The 24,635-nt window shown below is 62.9% G+C and carries 27 protein-coding genes, 1 tRNA gene and 1 pseudogene; 17 read left to right on the top strand and 12 right to left on the bottom strand.

Annotated elements, in window-relative coordinates; genetic code table 11:
* Positions 1-8 precede the first annotated feature (8 nt).
* Positions 9-2,204, top strand: coding sequence for a sensor histidine kinase (locus LMQ14_RS20110; protein ID WP_267731274.1), 2,196 nt, complete (start codon positions 9-11; stop codon positions 2,202-2,204).
* Positions 2,205-2,502: 298 nt separating this feature from the next.
* Here the strand turns inward: LMQ14_RS20110 and LMQ14_RS20115 are convergent, their stop codons facing one another.
* From LMQ14_RS20115 to LMQ14_RS20125, 3 genes are all read right to left on the bottom strand, one after another.
* Positions 2,503-3,684 carry a hypothetical protein gene (locus LMQ14_RS20115; protein ID WP_267731275.1) on the bottom strand — a complete coding sequence of 394 codons (1,182 nt, stop codon included), beginning with the start codon at positions 3,682-3,684 and terminating at the stop codon, positions 2,503-2,505.
* Positions 3,685-3,785: 101 nt separating this feature from the next.
* A complete protein-coding gene (locus LMQ14_RS20120) occupies positions 3,786-4,427 on the bottom strand; it encodes a YdcF family protein (RefSeq protein WP_267731276.1) in 642 nt (213 codons plus the stop codon).
* Between the two features lie 775 nt (positions 4,428-5,202).
* A complete protein-coding gene (locus LMQ14_RS20125) occupies positions 5,203-5,859 on the bottom strand; it encodes an NBR1-Ig-like domain-containing protein (RefSeq protein WP_267731277.1) in 657 nt (218 codons plus the stop codon).
* Between the two features lie 100 nt (positions 5,860-5,959).
* Here LMQ14_RS20125 and LMQ14_RS20130 point away from each other — a divergent pair, with 100 nt between their 5' ends.
* From LMQ14_RS20130 to LMQ14_RS28320, 12 genes and pseudogenes are all read left to right on the top strand, one after another.
* Entirely contained in the window at positions 5,960-6,265 is a 306-nt protein-coding gene (locus LMQ14_RS20130; RefSeq protein ID WP_267731278.1) for a hypothetical protein, read from the top strand.
* An 11-nt stretch (positions 6,266-6,276) separates the two neighbouring features.
* Positions 6,277-6,504 carry a hypothetical protein gene (locus LMQ14_RS20135; RefSeq protein WP_267731279.1) on the top strand — a complete coding sequence of 76 codons (228 nt, stop codon included), beginning with the start codon at positions 6,277-6,279 and terminating at the stop codon, positions 6,502-6,504.
* Positions 6,501-6,752, top strand: a complete 252-nt coding sequence (locus tag LMQ14_RS20140; RefSeq protein ID WP_267731280.1) for a hypothetical protein — start codon at positions 6,501-6,503, stop codon at positions 6,750-6,752. The genes LMQ14_RS20135 and LMQ14_RS20140 overlap by 4 nt, the downstream gene beginning before the upstream one ends.
* A complete protein-coding gene (locus LMQ14_RS20145) occupies positions 6,749-7,300 on the top strand; it encodes a hypothetical protein (protein WP_267731281.1) in 552 nt (183 codons plus the stop codon). Before LMQ14_RS20140 ends, LMQ14_RS20145 begins: the two co-directional genes overlap by 4 nt.
* Positions 7,297-7,494 carry a hypothetical protein gene (locus LMQ14_RS20150; RefSeq protein WP_267731282.1) on the top strand — a complete coding sequence of 66 codons (198 nt, stop codon included), beginning with the start codon at positions 7,297-7,299 and terminating at the stop codon, positions 7,492-7,494. Before LMQ14_RS20145 ends, LMQ14_RS20150 begins: the two co-directional genes overlap by 4 nt.
* A gap of 163 nt (positions 7,495-7,657) precedes the next feature.
* Positions 7,658-7,906: a hypothetical protein gene (locus tag LMQ14_RS20155; RefSeq protein WP_267731283.1), complete on the top strand. Its 249-nt coding sequence runs from the start codon at positions 7,658-7,660 to the stop codon at positions 7,904-7,906.
* Entirely contained in the window at positions 7,899-10,100 is a 2,202-nt protein-coding gene (locus LMQ14_RS20160) for a type IV secretory system conjugative DNA transfer family protein (protein ID WP_267731284.1), read from the top strand. Before LMQ14_RS20155 ends, LMQ14_RS20160 begins: the two co-directional genes overlap by 8 nt.
* Positions 10,101-10,357: 257 nt before the next feature.
* Positions 10,358-11,059, top strand: coding sequence for a replication-relaxation family protein (locus tag LMQ14_RS20165; protein ID WP_267735608.1), 702 nt, complete (start codon positions 10,358-10,360; stop codon positions 11,057-11,059).
* Positions 11,056-12,093 carry a DNA-methyltransferase gene (locus LMQ14_RS20170; RefSeq protein WP_267731285.1) on the top strand — a complete coding sequence of 346 codons (1,038 nt, stop codon included), beginning with the start codon at positions 11,056-11,058 and terminating at the stop codon, positions 12,091-12,093. Before LMQ14_RS20165 ends, LMQ14_RS20170 begins: the two co-directional genes overlap by 4 nt.
* 86 nt (positions 12,094-12,179) lie before the next feature.
* Entirely contained in the window at positions 12,180-12,503 is a 324-nt protein-coding gene (locus LMQ14_RS20175; protein WP_267731286.1) for a hypothetical protein, read from the top strand.
* A gap of 481 nt (positions 12,504-12,984) precedes the next feature.
* Positions 12,985-13,392, top strand: a complete 408-nt coding sequence (locus LMQ14_RS20180) for a helix-turn-helix domain-containing protein (protein ID WP_267731287.1) — start codon at positions 12,985-12,987, stop codon at positions 13,390-13,392.
* A gap of 2 nt (positions 13,393-13,394) precedes the next feature.
* Positions 13,395-14,426 (top strand): annotated as a pseudogene (locus LMQ14_RS28320) (recombinase family protein); the annotation flags it as partial.
* Here the strand turns inward: LMQ14_RS28320 and LMQ14_RS20190 are convergent.
* The 5 genes from LMQ14_RS20190 to pgm all read right to left on the bottom strand — a co-directional run bounded on the left by LMQ14_RS20190 (position 14,349) and on the right by pgm (position 18,143).
* Complete coding sequence (locus LMQ14_RS20190) at positions 14,349-14,690, bottom strand: hypothetical protein (RefSeq protein WP_267731289.1); 342 nt, start codon at positions 14,688-14,690, stop codon at positions 14,349-14,351. The pseudogene LMQ14_RS28320 and the gene LMQ14_RS20190 sit on opposite strands and share 78 nt — an antisense overlap.
* A gap of 18 nt (positions 14,691-14,708) precedes the next feature.
* Entirely contained in the window at positions 14,709-14,975 is a 267-nt protein-coding gene (locus LMQ14_RS20195; RefSeq protein ID WP_267731290.1) for a hypothetical protein, read from the bottom strand.
* A gap of 154 nt (positions 14,976-15,129) precedes the next feature.
* A tRNA-Ala gene (locus LMQ14_RS20200) sits at positions 15,130-15,205 on the bottom strand.
* A gap of 56 nt (positions 15,206-15,261) precedes the next feature.
* Positions 15,262-16,419: an MFS transporter gene (locus LMQ14_RS20205; RefSeq protein WP_267735609.1), complete on the bottom strand. Its 1,158-nt coding sequence runs from the start codon at positions 16,417-16,419 to the stop codon at positions 15,262-15,264.
* 92 nt (positions 16,420-16,511) lie between these two features.
* Positions 16,512-18,143 carry a phosphoglucomutase (alpha-D-glucose-1,6-bisphosphate-dependent) gene (pgm, locus tag LMQ14_RS20210; protein WP_267731291.1) on the bottom strand — a complete coding sequence of 544 codons (1,632 nt, stop codon included), beginning with the start codon at positions 18,141-18,143 and terminating at the stop codon, positions 16,512-16,514.
* An 80-nt stretch (positions 18,144-18,223) separates the two neighbouring features.
* Here pgm and crcB (LMQ14_RS20215) point away from each other — a divergent pair, with 80 nt between their 5' ends.
* From crcB (LMQ14_RS20215) to LMQ14_RS20225, 3 genes are read left to right on the top strand one after another with little or no spacing between them, the layout of a single operon-like run.
* Positions 18,224-18,622, top strand: coding sequence for a fluoride efflux transporter CrcB (crcB, locus tag LMQ14_RS20215; RefSeq protein WP_267731292.1), 399 nt, complete (start codon positions 18,224-18,226; stop codon positions 18,620-18,622).
* Entirely contained in the window at positions 18,619-18,990 is a 372-nt protein-coding gene (gene crcB, locus LMQ14_RS20220; protein ID WP_267731294.1) for a fluoride efflux transporter CrcB, read from the top strand. Before crcB (LMQ14_RS20215) ends, crcB (LMQ14_RS20220) begins: the two co-directional genes overlap by 4 nt.
* Positions 18,987-20,084, top strand: a complete 1,098-nt coding sequence (locus tag LMQ14_RS20225; RefSeq protein ID WP_267731296.1) for a DUF190 domain-containing protein — start codon at positions 18,987-18,989, stop codon at positions 20,082-20,084. The genes crcB (LMQ14_RS20220) and LMQ14_RS20225 overlap by 4 nt, the downstream gene beginning before the upstream one ends.
* Before the next feature lie 26 nt (positions 20,085-20,110).
* On the opposite strand, the gene LMQ14_RS20230 is transcribed toward LMQ14_RS20225, so the two are convergent.
* The 4 genes from LMQ14_RS20230 to LMQ14_RS20245 are packed head-to-tail and all read right to left on the bottom strand — an operon-like array spanning position 20,111 to position 23,109.
* Positions 20,111-21,169 carry a hypothetical protein gene (locus tag LMQ14_RS20230; protein WP_267731297.1) on the bottom strand — a complete coding sequence of 353 codons (1,059 nt, stop codon included), beginning with the start codon at positions 21,167-21,169 and terminating at the stop codon, positions 20,111-20,113.
* Between the two features lie 25 nt (positions 21,170-21,194).
* Positions 21,195-21,821 carry a GNAT family N-acetyltransferase gene (locus LMQ14_RS20235; RefSeq protein WP_267731299.1) on the bottom strand — a complete coding sequence of 209 codons (627 nt, stop codon included), beginning with the start codon at positions 21,819-21,821 and terminating at the stop codon, positions 21,195-21,197.
* 34 nt (positions 21,822-21,855) lie between these two features.
* A complete protein-coding gene (locus tag LMQ14_RS20240; protein ID WP_267731300.1) occupies positions 21,856-22,728 on the bottom strand; it encodes an LLM class F420-dependent oxidoreductase in 873 nt (290 codons plus the stop codon).
* A gap of 24 nt (positions 22,729-22,752) precedes the next feature.
* Positions 22,753-23,109 (bottom strand): DUF488 domain-containing protein, encoded by a 357-nt coding sequence (locus LMQ14_RS20245; protein ID WP_267731301.1) that lies wholly within the window; start codon positions 23,107-23,109, stop codon positions 22,753-22,755.
* Between the two features lie 125 nt (positions 23,110-23,234).
* On the opposite strand from LMQ14_RS20245, the gene LMQ14_RS20250 reads away from it, so the two are divergent.
* Positions 23,235-24,635 carry a protein adenylyltransferase SelO gene (locus LMQ14_RS20250; RefSeq protein ID WP_420714702.1) on the top strand — a complete coding sequence of 467 codons (1,401 nt, stop codon included), beginning with the start codon at positions 23,235-23,237 and terminating at the stop codon, positions 24,633-24,635.

A 24,635-nucleotide genomic window follows, 5' to 3' on the forward strand; every position in this document is an offset into this window, starting at 1 on the left:
TGTTTTTGATGGATTTGCTTATCCTCGGCCTGACTTGTATTACCAATCTTACGCTTGGATCTATTGTCGTCTTGCAAAATAGTCGCGGTGGTATGCAGCGCTCGTTTGGCCTGATGACGGCAGCGATTTGCCTTTGGATCATTGCCAACTACTTAGCGAATAATCCGTTCGGCAACAGCGTCGCAGTCGCCGATATCTCCAACCGGCTGGCGTATCTCTTCGCCGGGCTGCTTGTTTTCTCAGGCGTGCTGTTCACGTATTACTTTCCGGCGCGCCGCCGGCCACGTAAGGCCGAGGCCGCCATCGTTACCCTCAGCGGCGTCCTTCTGTGCGGCCTGTCGCTGACCACCTACGTCAGCGGGGTCGTCAGCCGCGACGCGTTCGGGAATCTGGCCTTCTCGATAGGGTCCGGCCTCTGGCTCTACATCGTCGTCTTTCTTGCCGCCGTCGGTTATGCGGCGTGTAACTTGCTCGTCGCTCCCGGAGCACGCAGCAAGCGGACGAAGCGCCAAGCCCGCTTCGTGTTGTTCGCGTTCGCCGCGTCAGCACTCACGGGACTCGTCCTGAACGTCATTCTCCCTGTCGTGGTTTCCACTTGGCACACAACGCGATTCGGTCCGCTGGCGACCATCATCCTGGTCAGTGCAATCAGCTACCAGATCGCACGGCGTGGCCTGTTCGACATCCGCCTCGCCACCGTCAGGACCGTCAGCTACGCGGCGAGCCTGCTGACGCTGTCAGTCGTGTACTACTTTGTCGCATACCTGATCTCAGCGACCGTTCTCGGCGGCCATCTCGCCCGCGTCGTCGATACCAACCCGGTCACCGTCATTCTCGTGCTGGCCTTCGTGCTGGCGTTCCTGTTCCGGCCGGTCAAGCGCTTCTTCGACACGGTAACGGACGACATCTTTTACCACGATCGCTATCAGGTCGAAGATTTCTTCGCCCGGTTCGGCGAGCTGCTCGCGTCCGCCGCCGATCTACGCGCCCTGCTGGAACGCGCCGCGGCGGAGCTGGCGGCAACGTTCAAGGCAGAGCAGGCATTTTTTCTGCTCTATCACGCTGATGAGGTGATCGCGCGGCACTTGTCGGCCGGCACCTCCGGACATACCGCGCTGACGGCCCACAATGTTGCACTGCTCGATCACTACGCCGCGGACGACGGCCGGTCACCCCTGATCGTGAGGGAGCTGCTCACCGACAATCATGGCGCCCTACGGCGAATGCTCCGGCGCCACCGCCTTGCCGTGGTAATGACACTCCGCCACGAAGGGGCAGTCTTCGGCTACGTCGCGCTCGGCGACCGTCTCAGCGGCACCTACACGAAGCGCGATCTCGACACGCTGGTCGGCACCAGCAACGAACTGGTCATCGCGATCCAGAATGCGTTTTCGCTCCGTCGGGTGACAGACCTGAACGAAACGCTGGAGCAGCGAATCGACGCCGCGACAAAGGAATTGCGGCGATCGAACGCCAAGCTGAAGCACCTAGACGAGGTCAAGGACGAATTCATGAGCATGGCAAGCCACCAGCTTCGGACACCGCTGGCCGGTGTCAAAGGCAACCTCAGCATGGTGCTCGAAGGTGACATGGGGCCGCTTCTGCCACAACAAGAGCGGGTCCTGCAAGACGCCTTCACCTCAAGTGACCGGATGGCGGGGCTGGTTGCCGACTTCCTGAACGTATCGCGGATCCAGACAGGCAAGTTCATGATCGAGAAGACCTCATTCGATCTGCGAACCGTGGCCGAGCAGGAGGTCGATCGCCTGCGCCAGATGGCCGCCACCCATCACATGAAGCTGCAACTCAACGTGGAAGGAGACGATTTCATCGTCATTGCGGACGAGTCCAAACTCCGGCAGGTCATCATGAACTTCATCGACAACGCGATCTATTACTCACATCCGGACACCACCGTCAAGATCAACCTTGTCAGGACGAAAGAAGCGATAGACCTCACCGTCGTCGATAACGGCATCGGTGTACCCAAGGCCGAACAGGCGCGGCTGTTCAAGAAGTTCTTCAGAGCCAAGAACGCACGCGCGCAGCGGCCGGACGGTACGGGTGTCGGGCTGTTTCTCGCGCAGAAAGTTGTTGCAGCGCATCATGGAACGCTGATCTTCAGCTCAAAGGAGGGCCAGGGAAGCACCTTCGGCTTCAGCCTGCCGTGCGGGACTCCTGCATCGGCGGCACGATCAAGGTGAGAGAATGAAAACGGCGTCACCGGGCAGCGGGGCCGAGGGTCGTTAGGCCGCCTGGAATATTTGCTTGCTGGCGGTTAGCGCGCGGACGGTATTACTCGGTACGACGACCGGCTCAACCCGGTAAGGCGCCAGTCAAGAGCTGGGCAGCTGAGTTCGGCACGACCCACGCGACCGGATAAGACCTGCCGCAGGCGCGATGCTGGAAACCGCCGAACGCCACGGCACGCGACGCGTGGTTAGTGACGCATGTCAACGAAAATTCGGGCGAACCATCCAACGAGCGTCGTCACAAATCCTGTCAATAATGATTACGCCACGGGTCCCCCGTCGGCGAACCTGGAACCCAGGCCGGACTCGCTTTAGCACGACTATATGCATCAGCTATCAACGCTCGGACCGGCTCCGTTGCTTCCGCCAGTGTTGAGCCAGCTCGATGATCTGATAACTGCTTTGTGCGGGCCCTAATCGTGCCGAGGATCGCGGCGGAGAGCTCTGCTTCACCGATCCTGCCCTCGGCGTACAACTGATCTGTCGCTACAATTACGGCATTCAGGGGCTCCACCCGCCCGTATGGTGCCACATCCTTGTATCGTAGGCTGATATCAAGAATCGCAAATAGCGCTATGCGTATGGTGTGTCGAGCTGCGGCATTTGTTGATAGCGATGAGATGACGCGCGCTAAGTGATATTGACATGCGTGACGCCCGACATCGAATTTGGGCTGACGCACCAGATTATTCTTTGCGGTGTTCCTAATGTAATGCGCGATATGAAGCGAGATTGCGATACGGTCTCTCGGAGCGTTGGTGCCATAGTAGCCAAGAAGCGGTATCGTCCTGCGACGCCATTCAGCTGGGCCTTTACGGTCCGATGGCCATCGGTGCCCATACGACTTTGGAACTAGACTCGCCAGCTCTCCGATTAGTTTTCCAAGAAGTAAACGATCTCCACTGCTGAAGGCTAACTGAGCTAAGTCGTGAAACGGACGAAGAGGGTCCGTCCGGGTATAGTTGAGGCCGTCACTTGCAAGTGCATACCTATATTCGCCGTCTTCCCGCCACACTCGGGCCAAACGATAGTTCAGAAACTGCCTTCTTGAGGATTTCTTGAGAATTACTCTCGCCACGGCGACAGTGTCAAGATTCTCAATTTGACGAAGCCCGACCGGAATGACTAGACACGAGACATAAATCGTGAGCGCTATCTGGATTTTGATCAATTTATCGGGATTTTCACCAACGGTGAGATACAGAATGCTCAAAGTACCGATCACGCCCGATGCAGCCAGAGACGTGAGCATAACGATCGCATCGTAGGTCGGGTAAAGGCTTCTCAGGGCGCTATTCGTTCCCCCTGTCGGTCGCGTGTTAAGAGATAGGAAGAAGATCGCACTGAACAGACCACCGAGTGTCGCGACCGTTCCTAGCATCGCCGTCGCAGCAGCGGTCAATGTCGATCGGTCAGTCGATGACATCGCCATGCTGTTTCCGGTGAATAGGAGTATTAACGTTGTGATCAGCGCACAATTTGCGAACCAGAACGTTGTCCGCCGTAGCATAGTTAGCGCCATGAGACCTCTTACTAGCGATCGAGGTATTCGCGTAGCCGCGTCGCTGTGCGCAGAACTAGATCAGGAATTATAACAGGCGCTATGTATCCCTGGGCGGCGTAGCTATATAATCGATCTAACTCAGAGACAAGACGTCGCACATATTCGTCCCGCGGACGGTCGATAAACTCTAATGGGCGCCCAATAGGAGGACATGCAGTGACGTCGACAGCGGGAAACTGCTTACAGAATGTCGCGATACATCTGCGCATCAAGAAAGGCTTCGATACAGCGATAATTCGCTTTGGTTCGAGACCAATCTCCGCTAATTTCGCCATACCGTACGCCACATTCTCACCAGTGTTCGAGGCCGCGTCCTCGATGACAATCGAATTGCGCGTCACACCGCCGCCAACCATCCTGTCCGCGAATGTCTGTGCTTCGGACTTCTCGAAATGCGCAGAGTAGGCACCTTGCTTTCCGGTGACAAGAACATCACTAGCGGCCCCCTCGCACCATAAAGCTGCCGCACGTTCTGGGACTTTCAAATCATTACCGCCAAAAACAAAGATGCAATCGTGTCTGCCGCGAATGGAGTCCTGCGGTGCAAGAAATTCCCATAACGGCATCAGTAATGCGGTGTACTCGTCGCTGGATAGACCGGGTTGATTCATAGCTAACATTAGCTTAAGGCTTCGAGGTTTGAACGTCAATCGCAGTTGGAGTCTAGACACCCGAAAGACATTTAGGACGACGCGAGAGGAAGGCCTTGTCTCTAACCTACCAATTGGGTGCGGCGGATGACCATAACACTTGGTCGCACTCGACACTGCACCAAGGCCAGGGGTCACCACCGTGTATAGCATCTGCCCAGTGCTATCGCGACAAGAAGTTTCACACTCACTCGATAGAAGCACTGGTAAAGTTTCGCATCTAATACCATATAGCATCCGCGATATTAATTGACAATTCTTCGATTTGAATTCAAAATCACAATTGAATGTATCGTGACGGTGCGCCATATATACCACTTATTTGCCCTTCGCCAAGAGAAGCTGGTGGTTGCCCGATTTCTCCCGAGAACTTTCATCTAGAAGTCGACGACACTCAATTGAGTTACCAACCGGTCAAATCGGCGACGACCGATATTTTCGGGGTGTGGTACAGCAAAGAATACTGGGACATCCGCAGTACGGGGACCGCAATATTGTCAGTGCCAGCGGACTCCGATCTTGCCGAAATGGCGCGGAGGCTCGACCCGAAGGAGGAGGGCAACGCCAACACGAGGCGAGTCGGCAAGCTGCTGTGTGAGCGCGTCATGCACTGTCGAGGGATTACCGAGGACGGCCAGTGCTGGGCGCTCGGAACCCAAGCCGTCGCGACTGTTATTCGGCAGGTCACGCACGAGATAGCAGTACCCCGGAGGACCAATGACGGTGGGCAAGGAAGTCACTCCTCAGAGTGTCCGCCGCTCACGACGATTGACAGCACCAAACCGAGCGCGTAGCGATCTGGGAAGTACTCCCAACCTTGATCGTCCACCATCTTCCAATGCACTTGCGAGGCGCCCGCCAGGGGCTGGGAGCGCACGGGCACCGTGATGTCGACCTCCTCTCCCGGTTGCGTGTCTGGAATCCTCACGCGCGAGAGGGAAGTCGGCACGCCGTGCCCTGTCGGTGACCCACGGCGTGCTAGCCACCGGCCAATCCACGCGACCGTGCCGCTATTGCGGATCCGCCAAGTCTTTTCAAATTCGTGGTAGGGAGGCATGAGCATGCCATCTGGGATAGTGATGTCGGCGACGAAGGTTGATGCGTCGCCGGGGATCGGGTAGTTCGGCCTTTTGTCCATCGGCAGTCGTTGTGGCGGCCGACTTTCTGTCAGCATGGCGTTGTATAGGCCCCAGGCTTGTCCATCACCACGGAATTGTTCTTCATAGAAGGCCACGATCTTGCCGTTGGCAGGGTCGCGGCCTTTTTCGACGTTGTTCAGATGGGTCGCGCTGACACCTATGCGCCGTGCCGCTTCGGCCTGCGACATGCCACCTGCTTTGCGCAGATATCGCAGCTGCTGGCCAAGGGCGAGCTGGGCGCCGTCTGATCGCATACGCCAAGGATCGTTTGGAGTTCGCCAAAGCTCAAGGGCCGGTTCTAGCTTCGCCTTACGGCGTCAGATAGACGTCACAAAAGTGAAGGAGCTCTTCGACATGGCGGTCCCTGTAATCCGTCCCTCGACCAATCTCGTCGCGCAAGTTCCCGAAGGCTTCACCCGCGCCGAGGGAAAACAACTGACGCGGCTTCAGAACGCTGAGCTGGCTCATGGCCTGGTGACGGCCACCCGCGTCCAGGCCGCTGCCACCGTCGCCGGCATCGGCTTGCAAGCCGCCGGGATGTTGTCGCGGGAGGCCATATTCCAGGCTGACGGCGACCCTGCGACCGCGAATCGTCTGAACTTCATCGTCGACCAGTTCGCCAATTACGTCGGCAACGAAGTCGCCCGGTTCGGACGGTGAGGGCGGCCACCATGACTATCACACTGTTAAGCCCAGCGAACCCTCCGGGGGACGACCCCCACGAAGCCAAGACCGTCTTCAACCAGGTCATGCAGTCCACCGCTGCGCTGACCGAGGCACTCGCGGCGATCGTCTGCCGACACAGCGATTCCGCACCAGTCAGCAGCGACTACGTTCAGGATCTCCTCGCGGTCTTGTCCACGGACATACTCGACTGGATTTGGCGGTGGCCGTCATGAGCACCGCTGCGGAGTTCCTGCTCACCTGGGTTGCTTACTTGACCGTGGCAGCAGCCGTATACGCAGCCACACTCCTCGGAATGGACGCGCTGCTGCAGGCGCGGGTTGCCCACCACCGTCACCGAGCGGCGCTGATTCGGATCAACAACGAGGCAGCGCTGGCCGTGCAGCGGATCGGCGCCGCGTTCCTGGTCGCGCGCCAACTGATCGGTGACGATGCCACCGAGAGCCGAGGAGGTCACCGATGATCACCCTTGATCATGGTAATCGCCTCGCCGCTGCCGACGAGATCACCGACGCCAGCCAAGTTCTGGGCGATTTCATCGTCCAGGCCGCCGAACGCACGGCCGAGGAGGTTGGCTTCGGTTACGTCTTAACCTCAGACGCACCGGACAACTATTCCGCGCTGGCTGCAGCGTATGAGCGAAGCGCCACTACCGGAGCCCCGCTGCCGGTCTCCTCCGACCACAGCACGGACCTCATCTACCGGTCACCGGATATCAATGGGGCGCTGCGTTTCTGGCATGACGTCAACCACGTCCGACGTCGGCTCAACTTCGGTCTCGTCGACGAGCTCGAACTATCTCTCTGGCACCTCGGCGAACTGGAGACGGCCGGCTATTCCCGAGGCTGCTTAGTATGGCGGCTGCTCCATGCCGATCTCACCGGACAGGCATATGTGCAGGCGTTCGCCCGGCGATTCCCCTTGGGTCAGCGCCGCTTCGTGACCGGTTGCGTCACCGCAGGTTTCGATCACGGCCTGCTCGCCGAGCTGCGAGAGGCGGCGCCGACGTGAACCCCGATCCGAGTCATTGGGTGGGCCGCCTGACCGGCTGGTGCTTCAACATCCTTGCCGCTGCGATCGCACTCTGGTGTGCGGTTAAGCTCATCACTGCCATGTGGCCGACATTGGCCACAATTGTCGGAATCGCGACGATTTTCGTCGTCATTATTCGCATTGTTGTTTATTACACATCGCAGAAATATTGACGAAGATGCTCACGCCTACCTCAGTAAAGGTGCAGCTCAACAGGTTAAGCGGCCAATCAATACTATTGCATAATTATCCACTTTGTTGCATAATCCAAACATACCTTTGATTTAAAACAAAGGCAGCAATTAACGAAACCCCAATTCCGAAAGGAGGACACCTATGTCTAAAACAGGAGAAATCAATTACCGTCGCGGCGAACGAAACTTCGAGCGGCACATCACCGTTCGCAGCATCGACCGGGACCCGCCGGATCTGCGCAAGCTGAGCCGCGCGGTCATCGCCATCGCCCTGCGTGACGCCGAAGCCCAAGCCGCGGCTCTCGCCGCTTTGAAGGGCAGCGTCGACTCCGCCATCGAAACCCCTTCGGCGACAGACAAATCTGATAACACGGAGCATCCGAATGCCTGAGCCGCGCGACGCCACGGCGTCGGCCGGTTCGCTGGTCTGGCAGCAATTGTTCTGGCCGCAGCCGCTTTCCGAAGCGATTGCGTTCGGACTGCTACGCCACTGGGCGGCGCAAATCCACGCCCCGCAACTCATCTTGGAAGCGCGCGCCGACATCACCGGCGTGGAGTACCTGATCGGCAGTCAGCTCCGGCATGCAGCGGCCGTCCGCCGTGCTGTCGAGCAGCTGGCCGATGGCGCCATCGTCACCTCGTTCGAGGCCGACGATCGCCACGACGTCGCCACCGTGCGCCGTATCCAGTTGAGTACCAACGCCCGCCAGCTCGAGCCCGCCGACGCGGTGGCATCACAGCGCTCCATCCTGCACGCCCTGACCGCAGTAGGGAAGGGTGAGCGCCTGACCATCCAAATCGTGCTCGGACCGCGCCGCCATCCCAAGGACGCACCGGCCGCACCGACGCGCGACAACCAGCCGGTGGTGTCCAAACTGCTGCACGGCGTCCTGACCGACACGCGCCCCGGCGCCCGACAAGCCTTGGCGCACAAGCTCGGTCAACATGCCTTCACCGCCGCCGTCCGGCTCGGCGTCCAGGCCCCAACCGCCGAGCGCCGCAAGTCACTGCTGCTGGGCCTCGCCGCCGCCATCGGCACCACCGAGGCTCCCGACGTCCGCGTCACCCTCCGCCAGGAGAAAGCCGATCGGATGAATACACCACGAGCCTCGTGGTCAATGTTCACCCCGTCGCAGCGCCTGACCGTGACTGAAGTCGCGCGCCTGACCGGGTGGCCTATCGCTGACCACGACGAGCACTTCCCGGGCCAGCCGCCGCTGCATCCGCGTCCCGTCCGGCCAAGCGCCACAGTCCAATCCGGGCAGCGGGTCGTGGCCGAAGCCTCGGCACCCGGCGCCGGCAGCCCGATCGGCTACGACGCCGCCGACGCGTTGCGCCACACCTGGGTCATCGGACCCAACGGGGTGGGCAAGTCGACGCTCCTGCTCAATCTGATTCTGCAGGATCTCGAGGCCGACCGGCCCGTGGTCGTCATCGAACCCAAGGACCTGATTGCCGATCTGCTGGCGCGCATCCCGGAGAAGCGCAAGGGCGACATTGTCTTGCTCGACCCCTTCGATGAGGCACCGGTGGGGATCAACCCCCTCGACGCGGCCCACCGCCACGGCCGCTCCCCCGAGGTCGTCGCCGACAGCCTCTTCGGCACCTTCAAAGCTATCTGGGGCGACAGCCTGGGCCCGCGCAGCGCCGACATCCTGCGCAACTGCCTCACGCTGCTGGCGAGCCGTGACGACGCCTCGCTGGTGATGCTGCCGCTGCTCCTCAGCAACCCCGGCTTCCGCCGCCGCCTGACCCGGAACGTCATGCAGCAGGACCCGTTTGCCGCCGGACCGTTCTGGCAATGGTTCGACAGCCTCTCCCCCGAGGCCACCGCCACCACCATCGCCCCGCTGAGCAACAAGCTGCGTCCGCTACTGAGCAAACCCCTCAGAGACATACTGGCTCAGCAACATCCCAAGTTTAACGTCCGCCAAGTCCTGCGCGAGAAGAAAGTGCTGTTAGTTCCGCTCCAGAAGGGTGTCATCGGGCCGGAGAATGCCCAGCTGCTCGGCGCCCTCGTGGTGGCGGAGCTCTGGCAAGCCATCCGCGAACGCGCCGGCAGCCCTGAAGCCAGCCGCGACCCGGTGATGGTCTATATCGACGAGGTCCAGGACTACCTGCGGCTGCCAACGGATCTCGGCGACGCACTGGCCACCGCCCGCAGCCTGGGTGCCGGCTTCCACCTGGCGCACCAATACGAAAAGCAGCTGCCCGGAGCCATGCTCGACGCCTTTCGCAACAACGCCCGTTCCCGCATCTGCTTCCAGCTGCAGGCCGGTGATGCCAAGGAAATGACCGCCGGCCAATCGGTGCTCACCGTCGAGGACTTCACCCGGCTGCCGGCCCACCACGTCTACGCCAGCCTGGTCCGCGACAACGCTGTGCAGCCCTGGGCGTCCGGCGTCACCAAACCCGCACCGGTGCCGAGCTGCGACCCGGCCGACATCCGCCGCCGCAGCCGCGAGCGTTACGGCCAACCGGTTGCTGACATCGAAGCCAGTTTCACCGCACTCGTCGACACCGCCGCAGAAACGGACAGCACCAACGACATTGGCGCGCCGCGACGCAGCCGGAGGCAAGCATGAACAGCTACCCCCTCGCTTACCCCCTCGCGCCAAAACCGCGCGGCCGATCACACCTGGCAGACGCGCAAAACCGTCCGACAGGGTCGGGGAATAGTGGTGCCCCACGGGGCACCACAACGCCCGCCAGACGGTCCCCAGCGCGACGCATCTCTGCCACCGGCATCGATGCCATCGCCAGCCACCTCACCGACCGTGACCGCGCCATCCTGCGTTCGGTCCAGCAACATCGGTTCCTGACCGTCCGGCAGATCCAATCCCTGCATTTTGCCGATCTCGCCCCAACGTCAGGCCGCCGCACCGTCAAACGTGTCCTTGCCCGCCTGCGCGATCTGCGCGTCTTGGGAGCCCTGATGCAACGCGTCGGCGGCGTCCACGGTGGCTCGCAGGGACTCGTCCACTATGTCGATGGCATCGGCGACCGCATCCTGCGAGGCCGCTCCGGACGTGACGCCCGCCGGACCTACGAGCCCAGCGCCCGCTTCGTCAACCACCGGCTGGCCATCGCCGAACTCCACGTCGCGCTGATTGCCGCCGACCGTTGCGGCGAGCTGAAACTGACCGATGGTGCCGTCGAGCCCGCCACCTGGCGCACGTTCGTCGGCGTGGGCGCCGCCCGCCGCACCCTCAAACCCGACCTCTATGCCGAAACCGCCACCGAGGGGGATCTTGTCCACGCCTGGTTCATCGAGGTCGACCTTGGCACCGAGCACATCCCGACGCTGCTCGCGAAATGCCGGGAGTACGAGACATATCGGCAGACCGGGATCGAGCAAGACCGCCACGGGGCCTTTCCGCTCGTCGTCTGGTCAATCAGCCATCCCGAACCAGCAAAGGCCGAACGCCGCCGCCAGGCGCTGGCCGATGCCATTGCCGCCGACGGCAACTTGCCGAGCGCATTGTTCCGCATCGTCGCCCCCGAACACGTCATTTCGCTCATCCGCAACGGAGGTGCCCTGTGAGCGCGTCCAACCAACTGGCCCGAAACCGGATCATCGTCGGCGACGCGATCGACCGGTTGCGCCGTCTGCCGGGTAGCTCTGTCGACAGTGTCGTCACCAGCCCGCCGTACTTTCGCCTGCGCGACTACGCCGTTAAGGGCCAGCTCGGTCTCGAGTCCGATGTCGACCTGTGGGTCAATCATCTGCTGACGCTCAGCGCTGAAATCCACCGCGTCCTGGTCCCGACCGGCACCTACTGGCTCAACCTCGGCGATGCCTATTCGAGCCACCCGTCCCAAGGCGCCGATCGCAAAAGTCTGCTGATGGCACCCGAACGCGTCGCGATGCGGCTGCAGGAGGCCGGCTGGATCATCCGCAACAAAATCGTCTGGGCCAAGCCGAATCCCGTGCCCAGCAGCGTGCCAGACCGCCTCAACTGCACCTACGAAGTCATCTACGTCCTCGCCAAGCAGCCGACGTACTTCTTCGACCTCGAGGCCATCCGGCAGCCGCACCTGTCAGCAGTCAACCGGAGCCGAGCGGCGAAGCCGGGCAGGCCATCACCTGACGCGTGGCTCGGACCGAACGCCATGGCCGCTTCGGGCCTCCATACGCTGAAAAGCCAAGGACGGGTAGGGCATCCGCTCGGCAAGAATCCCGGCGACGTCTGGACGATCGCGCCCGGCCGCTACCGCAGCGCCCACCACGCCGTCTTTCCGCAGGAACTCGCCGAACGCATGATCGCGGCAGGCTGCCCCGAAGCCCGCTGTGTCCGCTGCCGCCAGCCATGGAAGCGCCGCGTTATCCGATCAGTTGGCGGCAGCGCCAGCCGCAGCGCGCTCGTTCCGACCTGCCAGTGCGGCGACCGGAGCGAACCGGGACTGGTGCTCGACCCGTTCATGGGCAGCGGCACTACCGCCGTCGCCGCCGAAAACCTCGGCCGCGACTGGCTCGGCGTCGAACTCAATCCCGTGTTCGCGGACGTTGCTCGGGAACGGATTGCTGCCACCCGTCAGCACTCCCAGATCCCACCACCCGAGAGGGCAGCCGCATGAGCCGGCGGCTGCCTCGTCGGTGTCATGCGGCCGTACGAGTAAGCGCACTAAGCGTTTACCGGCCGCACAGCACCGAGGAGGTCGCTATGTCCACACCCGACGAGTCCACCAAAGGCGTCAAAACCCTTGGCATCAAACTCAAGTCGGACGTCCACGCGCAGCTGAGCTTCATTGCCCAGCTACGCGACGGCACCATCACCGATGAAATCCAGATCGCCATTGCCGAGCACATCGTTCGCGCCAAAGAGGATCCGGAACTGGCCAGCAAGGCAGCTGAGGCACGCGCCGAAATCGAGCGCGAAGCCGCAGCCCGCCAACAGGCCATCGCCACCTTGTTCGCCGACGGCGGCGAACCCGGCACGACCCGCCAGGGCCGCGCAGTGAAGGGAGGTAATTCACCGGCAGCATGACCGTGCCCTCGTAGGACACCGCGTCGCTTCCGGCGCACCATGGGGCCGGCGGGAAGCAGATCGAGCTATCAGGCTCTCTGCTTCCCGTCCGGCCCTCTTACACCAATCACGCAAGAAAACGAACCGCCAAGAAGGGAGTTGACCATGTATGAAACATATTTGTCCACAACATAATCCGAGACCAGCGCTGACACCTGCATCCGCTCGCCATCAGCATCACCATCCGTACGCGATCCCCGTCACGCCGATCGGGGACACTGATCTCCGACTCGTCGGATCGCCGAGGATACGGTCGGTCGCGCCGCGACCTCGTTGCGCAATCTACAACGCATACCAGGCGAAAATCGCTGCGGCGGATATCGGCCGTGACCGAGGACAGCCTGTCCTTGCCATCCATTACGCTAGTCTCACAACGTATTTCGCAATTGAATTTGATAAGTTGTTCATTATACAATGGATAATACAAAGGGAGACAAGCGAAATGAATCCCGCTCAGACGGTTCAGTTGATTAACCTAATCTCCAAGAAGCGTACAGAATGTGGCTTAAGCGTTGCTGAAGTGGCCCGCCGTGCCCACCTCGATGTGGGTGCCGTGTGGCGTATCGAGCAGGGCATGATCGCAACGCCGAAAGCCGAGAGCCTCAAGGCGATCGGATCCGTGCTGGGCATTCCGTCCATCGACCTGTTCACGATCGTCGGGTGGATACGGGCCGAGGATCTGCCGGGCGTCGCGGTGTACTTTCACGCCAAGTACCCGGCTTTGCCCGACGAAGCCATCCATGCCATTGATAGCCATGCGGTGGCGGTCGCCAAGGACTATGGGGTCAACGTCGATGCACCCGAGGGCGGGACACGCGATGGCAATCAAGGACGCCGAGAGGAAGGCTGACCGTGAACGACGTTGCTTCTGGCGAGGCACTCCCTTACGCCGGGAATACCAAAGTCGCCGTCTCCTACGCCCGTGTTTCGACGAAGGATCAGGCGCAGCGCGATGGCGATCCCGAGGGCTACTCCTTGCCAGCGCAACTTCAGGCCAACCGGCGCAAAGCCGACTCGCTCGGCGCTTCGGTAATCGAGGAATTCGTCGAGCGGGGAGAGTCGGCAAAATCGGCGGATACTCGGGCCGAGCTGCAACGCATGCTCGCGTACATCAAGGAGCACCCGGTCGATTATGTGATTGTCCACAAGGTAGATCGCTTGGCTCGCAACCGTCTTGACGACGCACAGATCCACGTTCTCATCCAGAACGCCGGGGCGGTCCTTGTCTCGGCGACGGAGAGCATTGACGAGACGCCGTCGGGGATGCTGCTTCACGGGATCATGAGTTCGATCGCCGAATTTTATAGTCGCAACCTCGCAAACGAAGTCGTCAAAGGTATGGAGCAGAAGGCCAAGACGGGCGGCACCCCCGGCAGAGTGCCGCTCGGCTACCGCAACGTCCGCAGGATCACCGATGAGGGCGGCGAAGTCCGCACCGTCGAGGTGGACCCCGAACGCGCGGAGTTGATCACGTGGGCCTTCACGGCCTACGCCAGCGGCGACTGGACGCTCAAGCAAATGACCGAGGAACTCGAACGCCGCGGGCTGACGACCCGCCCGACGCCCCGGTCACCGGCACGGCCCATCAGGTTCAACTCGCTGCACAAGATCCTCACCACCCCGTATTACAAGGGGGAAGTCACGTACCGCGGCATCCGCTATCCGGGCCGCCACCAACCGCTGATCGACGAAATCACTTGGGAGCGTGTGCAAGACGTCCTCTCGTCGCACGCGACCGGCGAGAAGCAACGCGAGCACCCGCACTACCTGAAGTCCAGCATCTTCTGCGGCAAGTGCGGGAGCCGCCTAACCATCACTAACGCCAAGAACCGGCACGGTGAGGTATACCCCTACTTCATTTGCATAGGACGACACCAGAAGCGAACCGACTGCACTCAGCGCGCCCTGCTGATCTCGCTGGTCGAAGAGCGCATCGAAGAGCACTACGAGCAGTTCCAACTTGATCCAAAACTTCGCGACCCGATCGAGAAGACCCTCGTCGATGAATTCTGGTCCCAGCGCATGAAGCTGCGGTCCGAAAACCACCGTCTGACAACACAGAAGGAGCGGCTGACCAACGAACAAGCCCGGCTTCTGCAGGCGCACTATGCCAACGCCGTGCCGCTCGATCTGCTCAAGACGGAGCAAGACCGGATCGCACGCCAACTAGCCGACATCGATTCGCGCTTGGACGCCGCAGCGATTCAGTTCGACGAGCTTGAAAAGCACCTCCAGAAGGCCCTGGACTACGCATCCAATGCCCATAACGCCTACATGCAGGCCGGACCACAAGAACGAAGACTGCTGAATCAAGCATTCTTTACGCGAATCGAGGTGTCCGAGGACGACATTAAATTTGACCTTGCTGAGCCGTTCAAGACGCTGCTCAGTGGAGAAATGGCCGCAGCCGCGCAACACCACGCTGCGCCACAAAACACCCCTCCGCTGACTCAGCCAAGACGCCGATCTGATCTGACCGCCACCATCCTTGACCAAGAGACCGAGAAACCCGCGCACGTGGGCGTGGGTTTCTCGGAGGCAGGGCCAACTGGTTATTTTTTGGGCACGGGTTTGAAAGAAACCGTTTTGGTGGAGCTAAGGGGATTCGAACCCCTGACCCCCACACTGCCAGTGTGGTGCGCTACCAACTGCGCCATAGCCCCGAGAAGTTGTGCCAATCGAAGCTACACCACTGGCCACTGTCCATCAAAGTTGCTGCTCAGGCCGCATCGAGCTCGGCCTCGGGCGGTAAGAACTCCAGCACCGGCCGCGTTTCCGGCGACACCACCCAACCGAAGGCCGCAATCACCAGCACAATTCCGCTGATCGTGAAGCCCCAGCTGTAGTCCAGCTGCTCGGCGACCCAACCGACCGCCATCGACCCGACGATCGCGCCCAGATCCGTCACCATCTGCACCGCCGACACGGGAAGGCCCGCGCGCGCCTCACTGCCCAGAATGTCGGCGACCGCGGCCTGCAGCGGCGACATGAAGATGCCCGTCGTCGCACCGCTGACAAACGCCGCGACCATAAACGCCGGCAACGACGACACGAGGCCCAGCCAAACGGTCGCCACCCCGGACGTCGTCAGGCCGATGATCAACAGCGTGCGCCGGCCCATCCGGTCCGACAGGTAGCCGCTGGGGACGACGGCCAGCGCATTGCCGCCCGCGAACGCCGCGAGCGTCCAGCCGATTACGCCGACGTTGCAGTGCATCACGTCGGAGAGGAACAGCGGAACCAGCGCGATGCGCAGCCCGAATGCCGACCACCCCGTCGCGAAATTGGACAGCAGCGCCGACCGATACGCGCGAACCCGCAGCGCCTGTCGCATCGTCACGGTCGACCGGGTCGGGGGCGGCGGCGCGGCCAGCGCCGAATTCCGCAGGCTGTAAAACAGCACCACCGCCACACCCAGCAGCGCGACGCCGTACACGACGAACGGCGCAGTCAGCCCCCAGCCCGCGGCCAGGCCGCCGACCGCCGGCCCGCCGACCGCGCCAATCATGAATGAGGTGGTGAACAGGCCCGCGATCCGCCCGCGCGCGTCGGCCGGGCTGATGTGGATCATCAGTCCCAACGCCGAGACATAAAACATTGTCGACCCGATGCCGCTGAGAACACGGAAGAGCAGTAGTTGCCAATACGTCTGGGAAAACGCACACGCCGCGGTGGAAAATGCCACGATCAGCAAACCACCGATATAGATGCGCCGCTCACCCAACCGCTGTGCCAGTAACCCGCTTACCGGTGCGAAACACAGCCGACTCAACGAAAAGACGGTGACCAAGAAAGTCACCGCCTTAATGCTGACCCCGAAGGTTCGCGCGAAGGTCGGCAGCGCCGGCGATACGACGCCATAGCCCAGCGCGATCATGATATTCGCCCAGCTGAGTATCCAGACTTCCCGCGGCAGCTGAACAGAACGTGATCCGCGCCCCCCTGCGCGGGCACGACAGAGGGTAAAGGTCACCCAATGACTTTATTAACTACCTCGCGCGCACTTTCTTGCACCTCGGCCAAATGCTCGGGCCCGTTGAAGGATTCCGCGTAGATCTTGTAGACGTCCTCGGTGCCCGAAGGCCGCGCAGCAAACCACGCATTGGCCGTCGTCACTTTCAGTCCGCCCAGCGCGGCACCATTGCCGGGCGCGGCGGTCAGCTTGGCGGTGATCGGCTCTCCGGCCAACTCCGTCGCGGTCACCTCTTCGGGCGACAGCTTGGAGAGCCGCGCTTTTTGCTCGCGGTCAGCGGGCGCGTCGACCCGCGCGTAGTACGGCGTGCCGTACTTGTCGGCCAGCTCTTGATACCGCTGCGACGGTGTGGATCCGGTGACGGCCAGGATCTCGGAAGCCAACAGCGCCAGGGTGATGCCGTCCTTGTCGGTAGTCCACACCGATCCGTCGCGCCGCAGGAACGACGCCCCCGCCGACTCCTCGCCGCCGAAACCGATGGTCCCGCCGATCAGGCCGTCGACGAACCACTTGAATCCGACCGGCACCTCGACGAGTTTGCGTTCGATGCCGGCGACCACCCGGTCGATGATCGACGAGCTGACCGCGGTCTTGCCGACCGCGATGCCCGCCGGCCAGGACGGCCGATGCGTGTAGAGGTAGTCGATGGCCGCGGCCAGATAGTGGTTGGGGTTCATCAGCCCGGCGTCCGGAGTGACGATGCCGTGGCGGTCCGAGTCGGCATCGTTGCCGGTGGCGATCTGGTAGCGGTCCCGGTTGGCGATCAGCGAGGCCATCGCATTCGGGGAGCTGCAGTCCATCCGGATCTTGCCGTCGTGGTCGAGCGTCATGAACCGCCACGTCGCGTCGACCAGCGGATTGACGACGGTGAGGTCGAGGTTGTGCCGTTCGGCGATTGCGCCCCAGTAATCCACGCTGGCCCCGCCCAGCGGGTCGGCGCCGATCCGAACTGCGGCCTTGCGGATCACGTCGAGGTCGACCACGTTCGGCAGGTCGGCGACATAGGCGTCCATATAGTCGTGGCGCTGAGTACTCTGCAGCGCGCGGGCCAACGGAACCCGCTTTACCCCTGAGCCCCCAGCACGCAGAATCTCGTTGGCGCGCTTGGCGATTGCGTTGGTCGCGTCGGTGTCGGCCGGGCCGCCGTTGGGCGGGTTGTACTTGAACCCACCGTCGTAGGGGGGGTTGTGCGAAGGCGTCACGACGATCCCGTCGGCCAGCGCTTCGGTCCGGCCGCGGTTGTAGCTGAGGATGGCGTGGCTGACCGCCGGAGTCGGCGTGTAGCGGTCGGCCGAGTCGATCATCACGACCACGTCGTTGGCGGCCAGCACCTCGAGCGCTGACACCCACGCCGGCTCCGAGAGGCCATGCGTATCGCGTCCGATGAACAACGGCCCGGTGGTGCGGTGCGCGGCACGGTACTCGACGATCGCCTGAGTGATCGCCAATATGTGGGCTTCGTTGAACGCGCCATTCAGGGCCGAACCGCGGTGGCCCGAGGTGCCAAAGGCAACCTGCTGGGCGACGTCGTCGGGGTCGGGTTGGATGGAGTAGTACGCCGTGACTAAATGGGGTAGGTCGACGAGGTCTTCGGGCTCGGCCGGCTGACCGGCTCGTGGGTTGGCCATGTCTACAGATTGTGCCCGTGTCGGACGCGCCCGTCGCTCTACGCTGCGTAGCGCATTGGCAAACGAAAGGGAACCAACGAGTGGCACGACCTGACTATCGCGAGTTGGGTGCGGTTTTCGCCGGCGGAGCAGTGGGCTCGATGGCCCGCGCGGCGGTGAACACTCTTGCCCAGCCAGACCCGGCGACGTGGCCCTGGCCGACGTTCGCGGTCAACATCGTGGGTGCTTTCCTGGTGGGTTTCTTCACCACCCGCCTGCTGGAACGACTGCCGCTGTCGAGCTACCGGCGCCCGCTGCTGGGCACCGGATTGTGCGGTGGCTTGACGACTTTTTCGACGATGCAAGTCGAGACGCTGAAGATGCTCGAACATGGTCATTGGATGCTGGCGGTGGCCTACACCGTCACCAGCATCGGGCTCGGGTTGCTGGCCGTGCATCTGGCCACCGCTTTGGTACGCCGGGTCCGGGTGCGCTCATGACGGCGACGATCTTGGTCTGGGCAGGTGTCGCGCTGATCGGCGGCATCGGCTCGGTGTCACGTTTTCTCGTGGATCGCACGGTCACCCGCCGGGTGGCACGGCCGTTTCCGGTCGGCACGCTGGCGGTGAACATCAGCGGCGCCGCGCTGCTCGGATTCCTCGGCGGCCTGGCGTTGAGCAAGGACGCGGCATTGCTGACCGGCACCGCCTTTGTCGGCGCGTACACCACCTTTTCCACCTGGATGCTGGAGACCCAGCGACTCGGCGAGGAACGCCGGATGTGGGCGGCGGTCGCCAATATCGTGGTCAGCGTCGTGCTGGGCATCGCCGCGGCTCTACTCGGACAATGGTTGGCGGAGCAGCTATGAACCAGCCCTGCCTGAAATTGACCGCGTACTTCGGCGAGCGCCAACGCGTCGTCGGCGACGACAGCCGCTTTCTGGCCGACGCGATGTTCGATCTGTTCGGCGCCAACGACGTTGCAACCAGCGTGATGCTGCGCGGTATCGCCAGTTTCGGGGCGAGCCATGAGCTGCGCACCGACGTGTCGTTGAGCCTGTCCGAGGATCCCGCGATCGCGATCGCCGCGGTCGACACGGAGCCCAAGATTCGCTCCCTGGTCGACGAGGTATCCGCGCTGACCGGCCGTGGGCTGCTGACGCTGGAGCGGGCGCAGCTGGTGACCCGGCAACGGGGTACCGACGCGCTGGGCGCCCTCGACACGCACAACGGCGACGCCGCGAAACTGACGGTGTACGTCGGCCGCCAGAAGCGCGTCGCCGGGAAGGCCGCGTACTACGCGGTCTGCGACCTGCTGTATCGGCACGGATTCGCCGGTGCCATAGCGCTTCTCGGCGTCGATGGCACCGCACACGGACAGCGCCGCCGGGCGCACTTCTTCGGCAGCAATGTCAATGTCCCGATGATGATCATCGGCATCGGGTCGACTGAGCAGGTTTGCGCTGCCGCAACGGAATTAGCCGATGTGTTAGCCGATCCGCTGCTGACGATCGAACGGGTTCGATTGTGCAAGCGCGACGGTGAGATGTTCGGACGCCCACAGCAGCTGCCGATGACGGACGACCACGGACGAACCCTGTGGCAGAAGTTGATGGTGTATACCGCCGAAGCCACCCGGCACGACGCGCTGCCCATCCACCGCGCCCTCGTGCAACGGCTACTGCATTCGGGAACGGCTCGCGGGGCGACGGTGCTGCGCGGCGTCTGGGGATTTTATGGTGACCATAAACCGCACGGGGACAAGCTATTTCAGATCGCGCGGCGGGTCCCGGTGATGACCATCATCGTCGACACCCCCGAGTCGATCGCGCGCAGTTTCGAGATCGTCGACGAGGTGACCGGCCGCCACGGGCTGGTCACCAGCGAGATGGTTCCGGCGGTGCTGTCGCTCGACGAGACGCGACGCGTCGGCGACATTACCCTGGCGCAGCACGACTACTGACGCCAAACCCATTCGCGTACAGCATCTTAACGGTGCGGATGACACAGCGGGATGAGGGCTTTGTCCTCGTCGATCAGCTGGCCCATGCTGGTGTGGTAGACGGCTTGCCGGGTGAGTAGCTCATCGGTGGACCGAGGTGCGAACGAGTCTCGTCGCACCTCGGTCACCAGCGCTACCGCATCTGTGGAGATCTTGGCGATGCGGTGCAGATGCGGTGCGAGGTCCGACGCTGACACCTGCTGCGAGTAGGCGACAAGCTGATCCGACCAGTCCTGGTACTTGTCCAGGCCGGGGCCGCCGGGAGTGATCAACGAGGCATCGAGCATGTCGGGGTGCTCATGGATGAAGCCCACCACCGCGTTGGCGGTGCGGCAGTCCCGGCTGGGCTGGCCCTGCCGATACACCGCGAAAACCCCCGCGAACACGGCGGCGACGACAACCACGGCAAAAGCGATCCGATACCGCAAACTTGGCGGCGGAGCGGCGGAGTCGTGCGCCTGCGCCAGCAGCGCGAGTGCTTGCGGGCTGGAATCGGCTGCCGAGCGCAGTAGCTCGAGGCGTGCGGGCAACGGGCGTGCTTTGTGGATCGCCCAGGCCATTCGAGCCGCCACCAGCAACGCCAACCCGATCCAGGTCAGCCCGGCCCGCGCATTGTTGCCGACGAATTCCAGCGTCGCGGCCACCACCCACAAGACCGGCACGACCCACGCCAACCTTCGCTGCCACCGTGGCACCCGGCGCTGGTAGGCCATCGACAGATTGCCGATCCGGATCGCAGCCGCCAAAACGACCGGGTCCGTCGGAATCTCACCACGACGCAGCGCCTTGCCGGCTTGCAAGCGTTGCGCCAGGTCCAGTCCGGTCACGGTCAGCGCATAGCTTTGCTGAATGGGGCGCCGGGCACGGGTCATCAGCGCGGTCACGATCATGCTGAACACCAGGATCGACAGCAGTGGCCAGGTCCAACCGGAGGCCGCGAAGCCGGGCAGTCCGAGCGCACAGATCACCGAAAGCGTGACCGTGAAGATTGCGGCATTCACCAGCCACAGCACCCACCACGGCGCCACCACGAGCCGAGCCCACATGGCTACTCACTTTCGCAGAGACAGATCAGCTCTCGCGGGTCCGGGGCACGTCGTCGGGGGTACGGGGCAAAACGTACAGTGCCATCCGCCGGTTGGACATGTCGTGCTCGCCGAGAAATACGCAGCCGCCGCGCTCACAGAACTTGCGCGCCACGACGTTGCGGTGGTCGGGATCGAACATGATTCGGCGACATTGCGGTTCAAGGGTGAAGAGACTGACCAACAAGTGCGGCAGCAGATAGCTGACGTGTCCCTGACTCAGGTAATCCAAATCGGCTACCGCGACGTGTAGGCCCAAATCGTAGGGATCCCACTCGTATCTCGCCGCGATGGAATCCTTTGCTGCCCTGTAGAGTTCGAGATAACCGCGGTCTATCCCGTCCAGGCTGGCCAGCAGGGGGCGGGAGAAACTGCTCTCGAGTTGCGCACGCAGGTAACGACGCCAGCGCTCAGCCGGCCAGGGATACTCCCACGATTCGGCCAGGTGCGGTCGGTTCATCCACGCGGAGATCATCTCGGCATCGGCGTCGGGATCGGCGAGACGCAGACCGTACGGCTCGGGCAGTTGCGGCATCGGCGGCGGCGCGACATTCCGGACCTCTGCGCTGATGTCGGTCAGTTGCCGGGGCAGGATCACTTCAAAATCTGTCATGTCTTCCGCGCAGCCTACCCCCCTCGTCGCAGGCCTAACTGCGATTTTTGATCCACCGATCGGCAAGCGCGGCAACCCAGCCGGCGACCGCGTCCGCGCGCTCGGGCGGGGACGCGACCAGGACCAGCTCGTCGACGCCTAACTCAGCTAACGCGTCGACGTCGCGGTCACGCGGATCGCGCAGCGCCACCGCCAACCGCAGCTCGGCACGGTCGCGACCTGCCTCGGTGCAGCACCGATCCAGCTTGCCAACGCAATCGCGCACCGCCGCCACATCGTCGAGATTGAACCCGTACCAGCCGTCTCCCCAGCTTGCTACCCGCTGAAGTGCTGGATCGCTGTTGCCACCCAACATAATTGGGATGCGACGACCGCGAACCGGCTTGGGATTCACCCGGATCGAGTCGAAGCGGACGAACTTCCCGTCGAACGAGGCGACGTCGTCGCGCCACAATGTGCGCATTGCGGCAACGTATTCGGCCGTGCGCGCCGCGCGATGCTCGAATGGCACTCCGAGAGCAGCGAATTCCTCTTTGGACCACCCGACCCCCACGCCCAGCTTCAGCCGCCCGCCGCTCAACCGATCCAGGCTCGCGGCCTGCTTGGCCATTACCACCGGATTGTGCTCGGGCAGCAGTAAGACGCCGGTCGCGATCGTGATCCGCGACGACGCGGCCGCGGCGAATGCCAGCGCGACCATCGGGTCAAGCCAATCAGCTTGTGCCGGAACGGCAATGACGCCATCATCGGAGTACGGGTAATGCGAGGCCGATCGGTCCACCATGACGACGTGCTCACCCGCCCAGAGAGTGGCGAAACCGCTTTCGTCCGCGCAGTAGGCGACGGCATCAATCACCGCCCGATCGGCGCCGGCCCCGATTCCCAGCGCGTGCAATCCGAGCTCCATCGCACGATCGTCTCACGCCGAGTTTCAGCGGCCCTTGAGCAAATTCGCCAACACCGCCGCGTGGCTGCCGTCCAGGTCGCGGGTGGCGCTGACCAGGGTCACGACACCACGTTTGGTCAGCTCGCGCAGCTCGTCCAGCGCGGCCTTGTCGCTCAGTTCCGCCTGGTAGCGCGACGCGAATTCGTCGAAACGATCCGGCTGGTGGTGGTACCACTCACGGAGTTCTTTTGACGGCGCAACGTCCTTGCACCAGATGCCCACCCGTGGGTCGTCCTTGCGGATTCCCCGCGGCCAGATGCGATCTACCAGGACGCGCTGGCCGTCGGCGGGGTCGATGTCTGCATAGATGCGTTCGACCCGGATGCGGCTTTTGGCGCCCACCCCACCAGCGTAGCCATGGCAGCGAAGAGAACCGCCGCGTCGATGCTCGTAGTCTGGACGACGTGAGTGTTGCATCGGAGGTCAGCGTCCCCCTGCAAGACCGCTTCGCCCGCGAGCTGCCCGAGATGGGTGTCCGCTGGCAGTCCCAGACGACACCGGCCCCGCAGCTACTCGTCCTCAACGAGTCGCTGGCGACGGGACTCGGCCTCGACGCCGCCTGGCTACGGAGCCCCGACGGCCTGCGATTTCTCGTCGGCAACCTGCTGCCCACCGGGGCGGTTCCGGTGGCCCAGGCCTACGCCGGGCACCAGTTCGGCGGTCTCGTCCCGCGGTTGGGCGACGGACGGGCGCTGCTGCTGGGTGAGCTGTCCGACGGGTACGGACGCGTTCGCGACATCCACCTCAAAGGCTCCGGCCCGACTCCGTTCGCGCGCGGTGGCGACGGCCTCGCGGCGGTGGGCCCGATGCTGCGCGAATATCTGCTGAGCGAAGCGATGCACGCGCTGGATGTGCCGACGACACGCTCCTTGGCCGTGGTCGCCACCGGGCGGCCGGTGCAGCGCGAGACACTCCTGCCGGGTGCCGTGCTCGTCCGCGTCGCCAGCAGTCACCTCCGGGTGGGCAGCTTCCAATACGCGGCCCTTGCCCGCGACGTCGACTTGCTGCGGCGCCTCGCCGACCATGCGATCGCCCGCCACCATCCCGGGGCGGCCGACGCCGAACATCCTTACCGCGCACTGTTCGAAGCGGTGGTCGGTGTCCAGGCCGCCCTGATCGCGCGGTGGATGCTGATCGGATTCGTCCATGGGGTGATGAACACCGACAACACGACGATCTCCGGCGAGACGATCGACTACGGTCCATGCGCGTTCATGGAGGCTTACGACCCCGACACGGTCTTCAGTTCGATCGACCAGTGGGGGCGTTACGCCTACGGCAATCAGCCGGCCATCGCCGGGTGGAACCTGGCCCGGTTCGCCGAGGCTTTGCTCCCCTTGCTCGCCGACAATGTCGAGGAGGGAATCGCGTTCGCCGAGCAGGCATTCGGCGTATTCCAAACCGAGTACGACGCCACCTGGTCGTCGGGCATGCGTGCCAAACTCGGATTACCCCCAAGCATCGAAGCCGGTGCCCTCGCGCCGCTGGTCGACGAGTTGCTGCCCCTGCTCAAGGAAAGCCACGTCGACTACACCTCGTTCTTTCGCCACCTCGGCCAGGCGGCCCGGGGCGACGCTGAACCCGCGCGCAGTCTCTTCCTCGACCTCGCCGGCTTCGACGACTGGATGTCGCGCTGGAGAGCGTTGGGGCCCGACGCCGAATCGATGGATCGCGCCAACCCGATCTACATTCCGCGTAACCACCTGGTCGAGGAGGCCCTGACCGCGGCGACGGCAGGCGATCTCGGCCCGGTTGAGCGGCTCCTCGACGCCGTGACCGCTCCCTACGACCAACGGCCGGGCCTGGAGCGCTACGCCAGCCCGGCCCCCGAAGATTTCGGCACCTATCAAACCTTCTGCGGCACTTAG

The organism is Mycobacterium sp. Aquia_213 (genome assembly GCF_026625985.1).
Taxonomy (GTDB): Bacteria; Actinomycetota; Actinomycetes; order Mycobacteriales; family Mycobacteriaceae; genus Mycobacterium.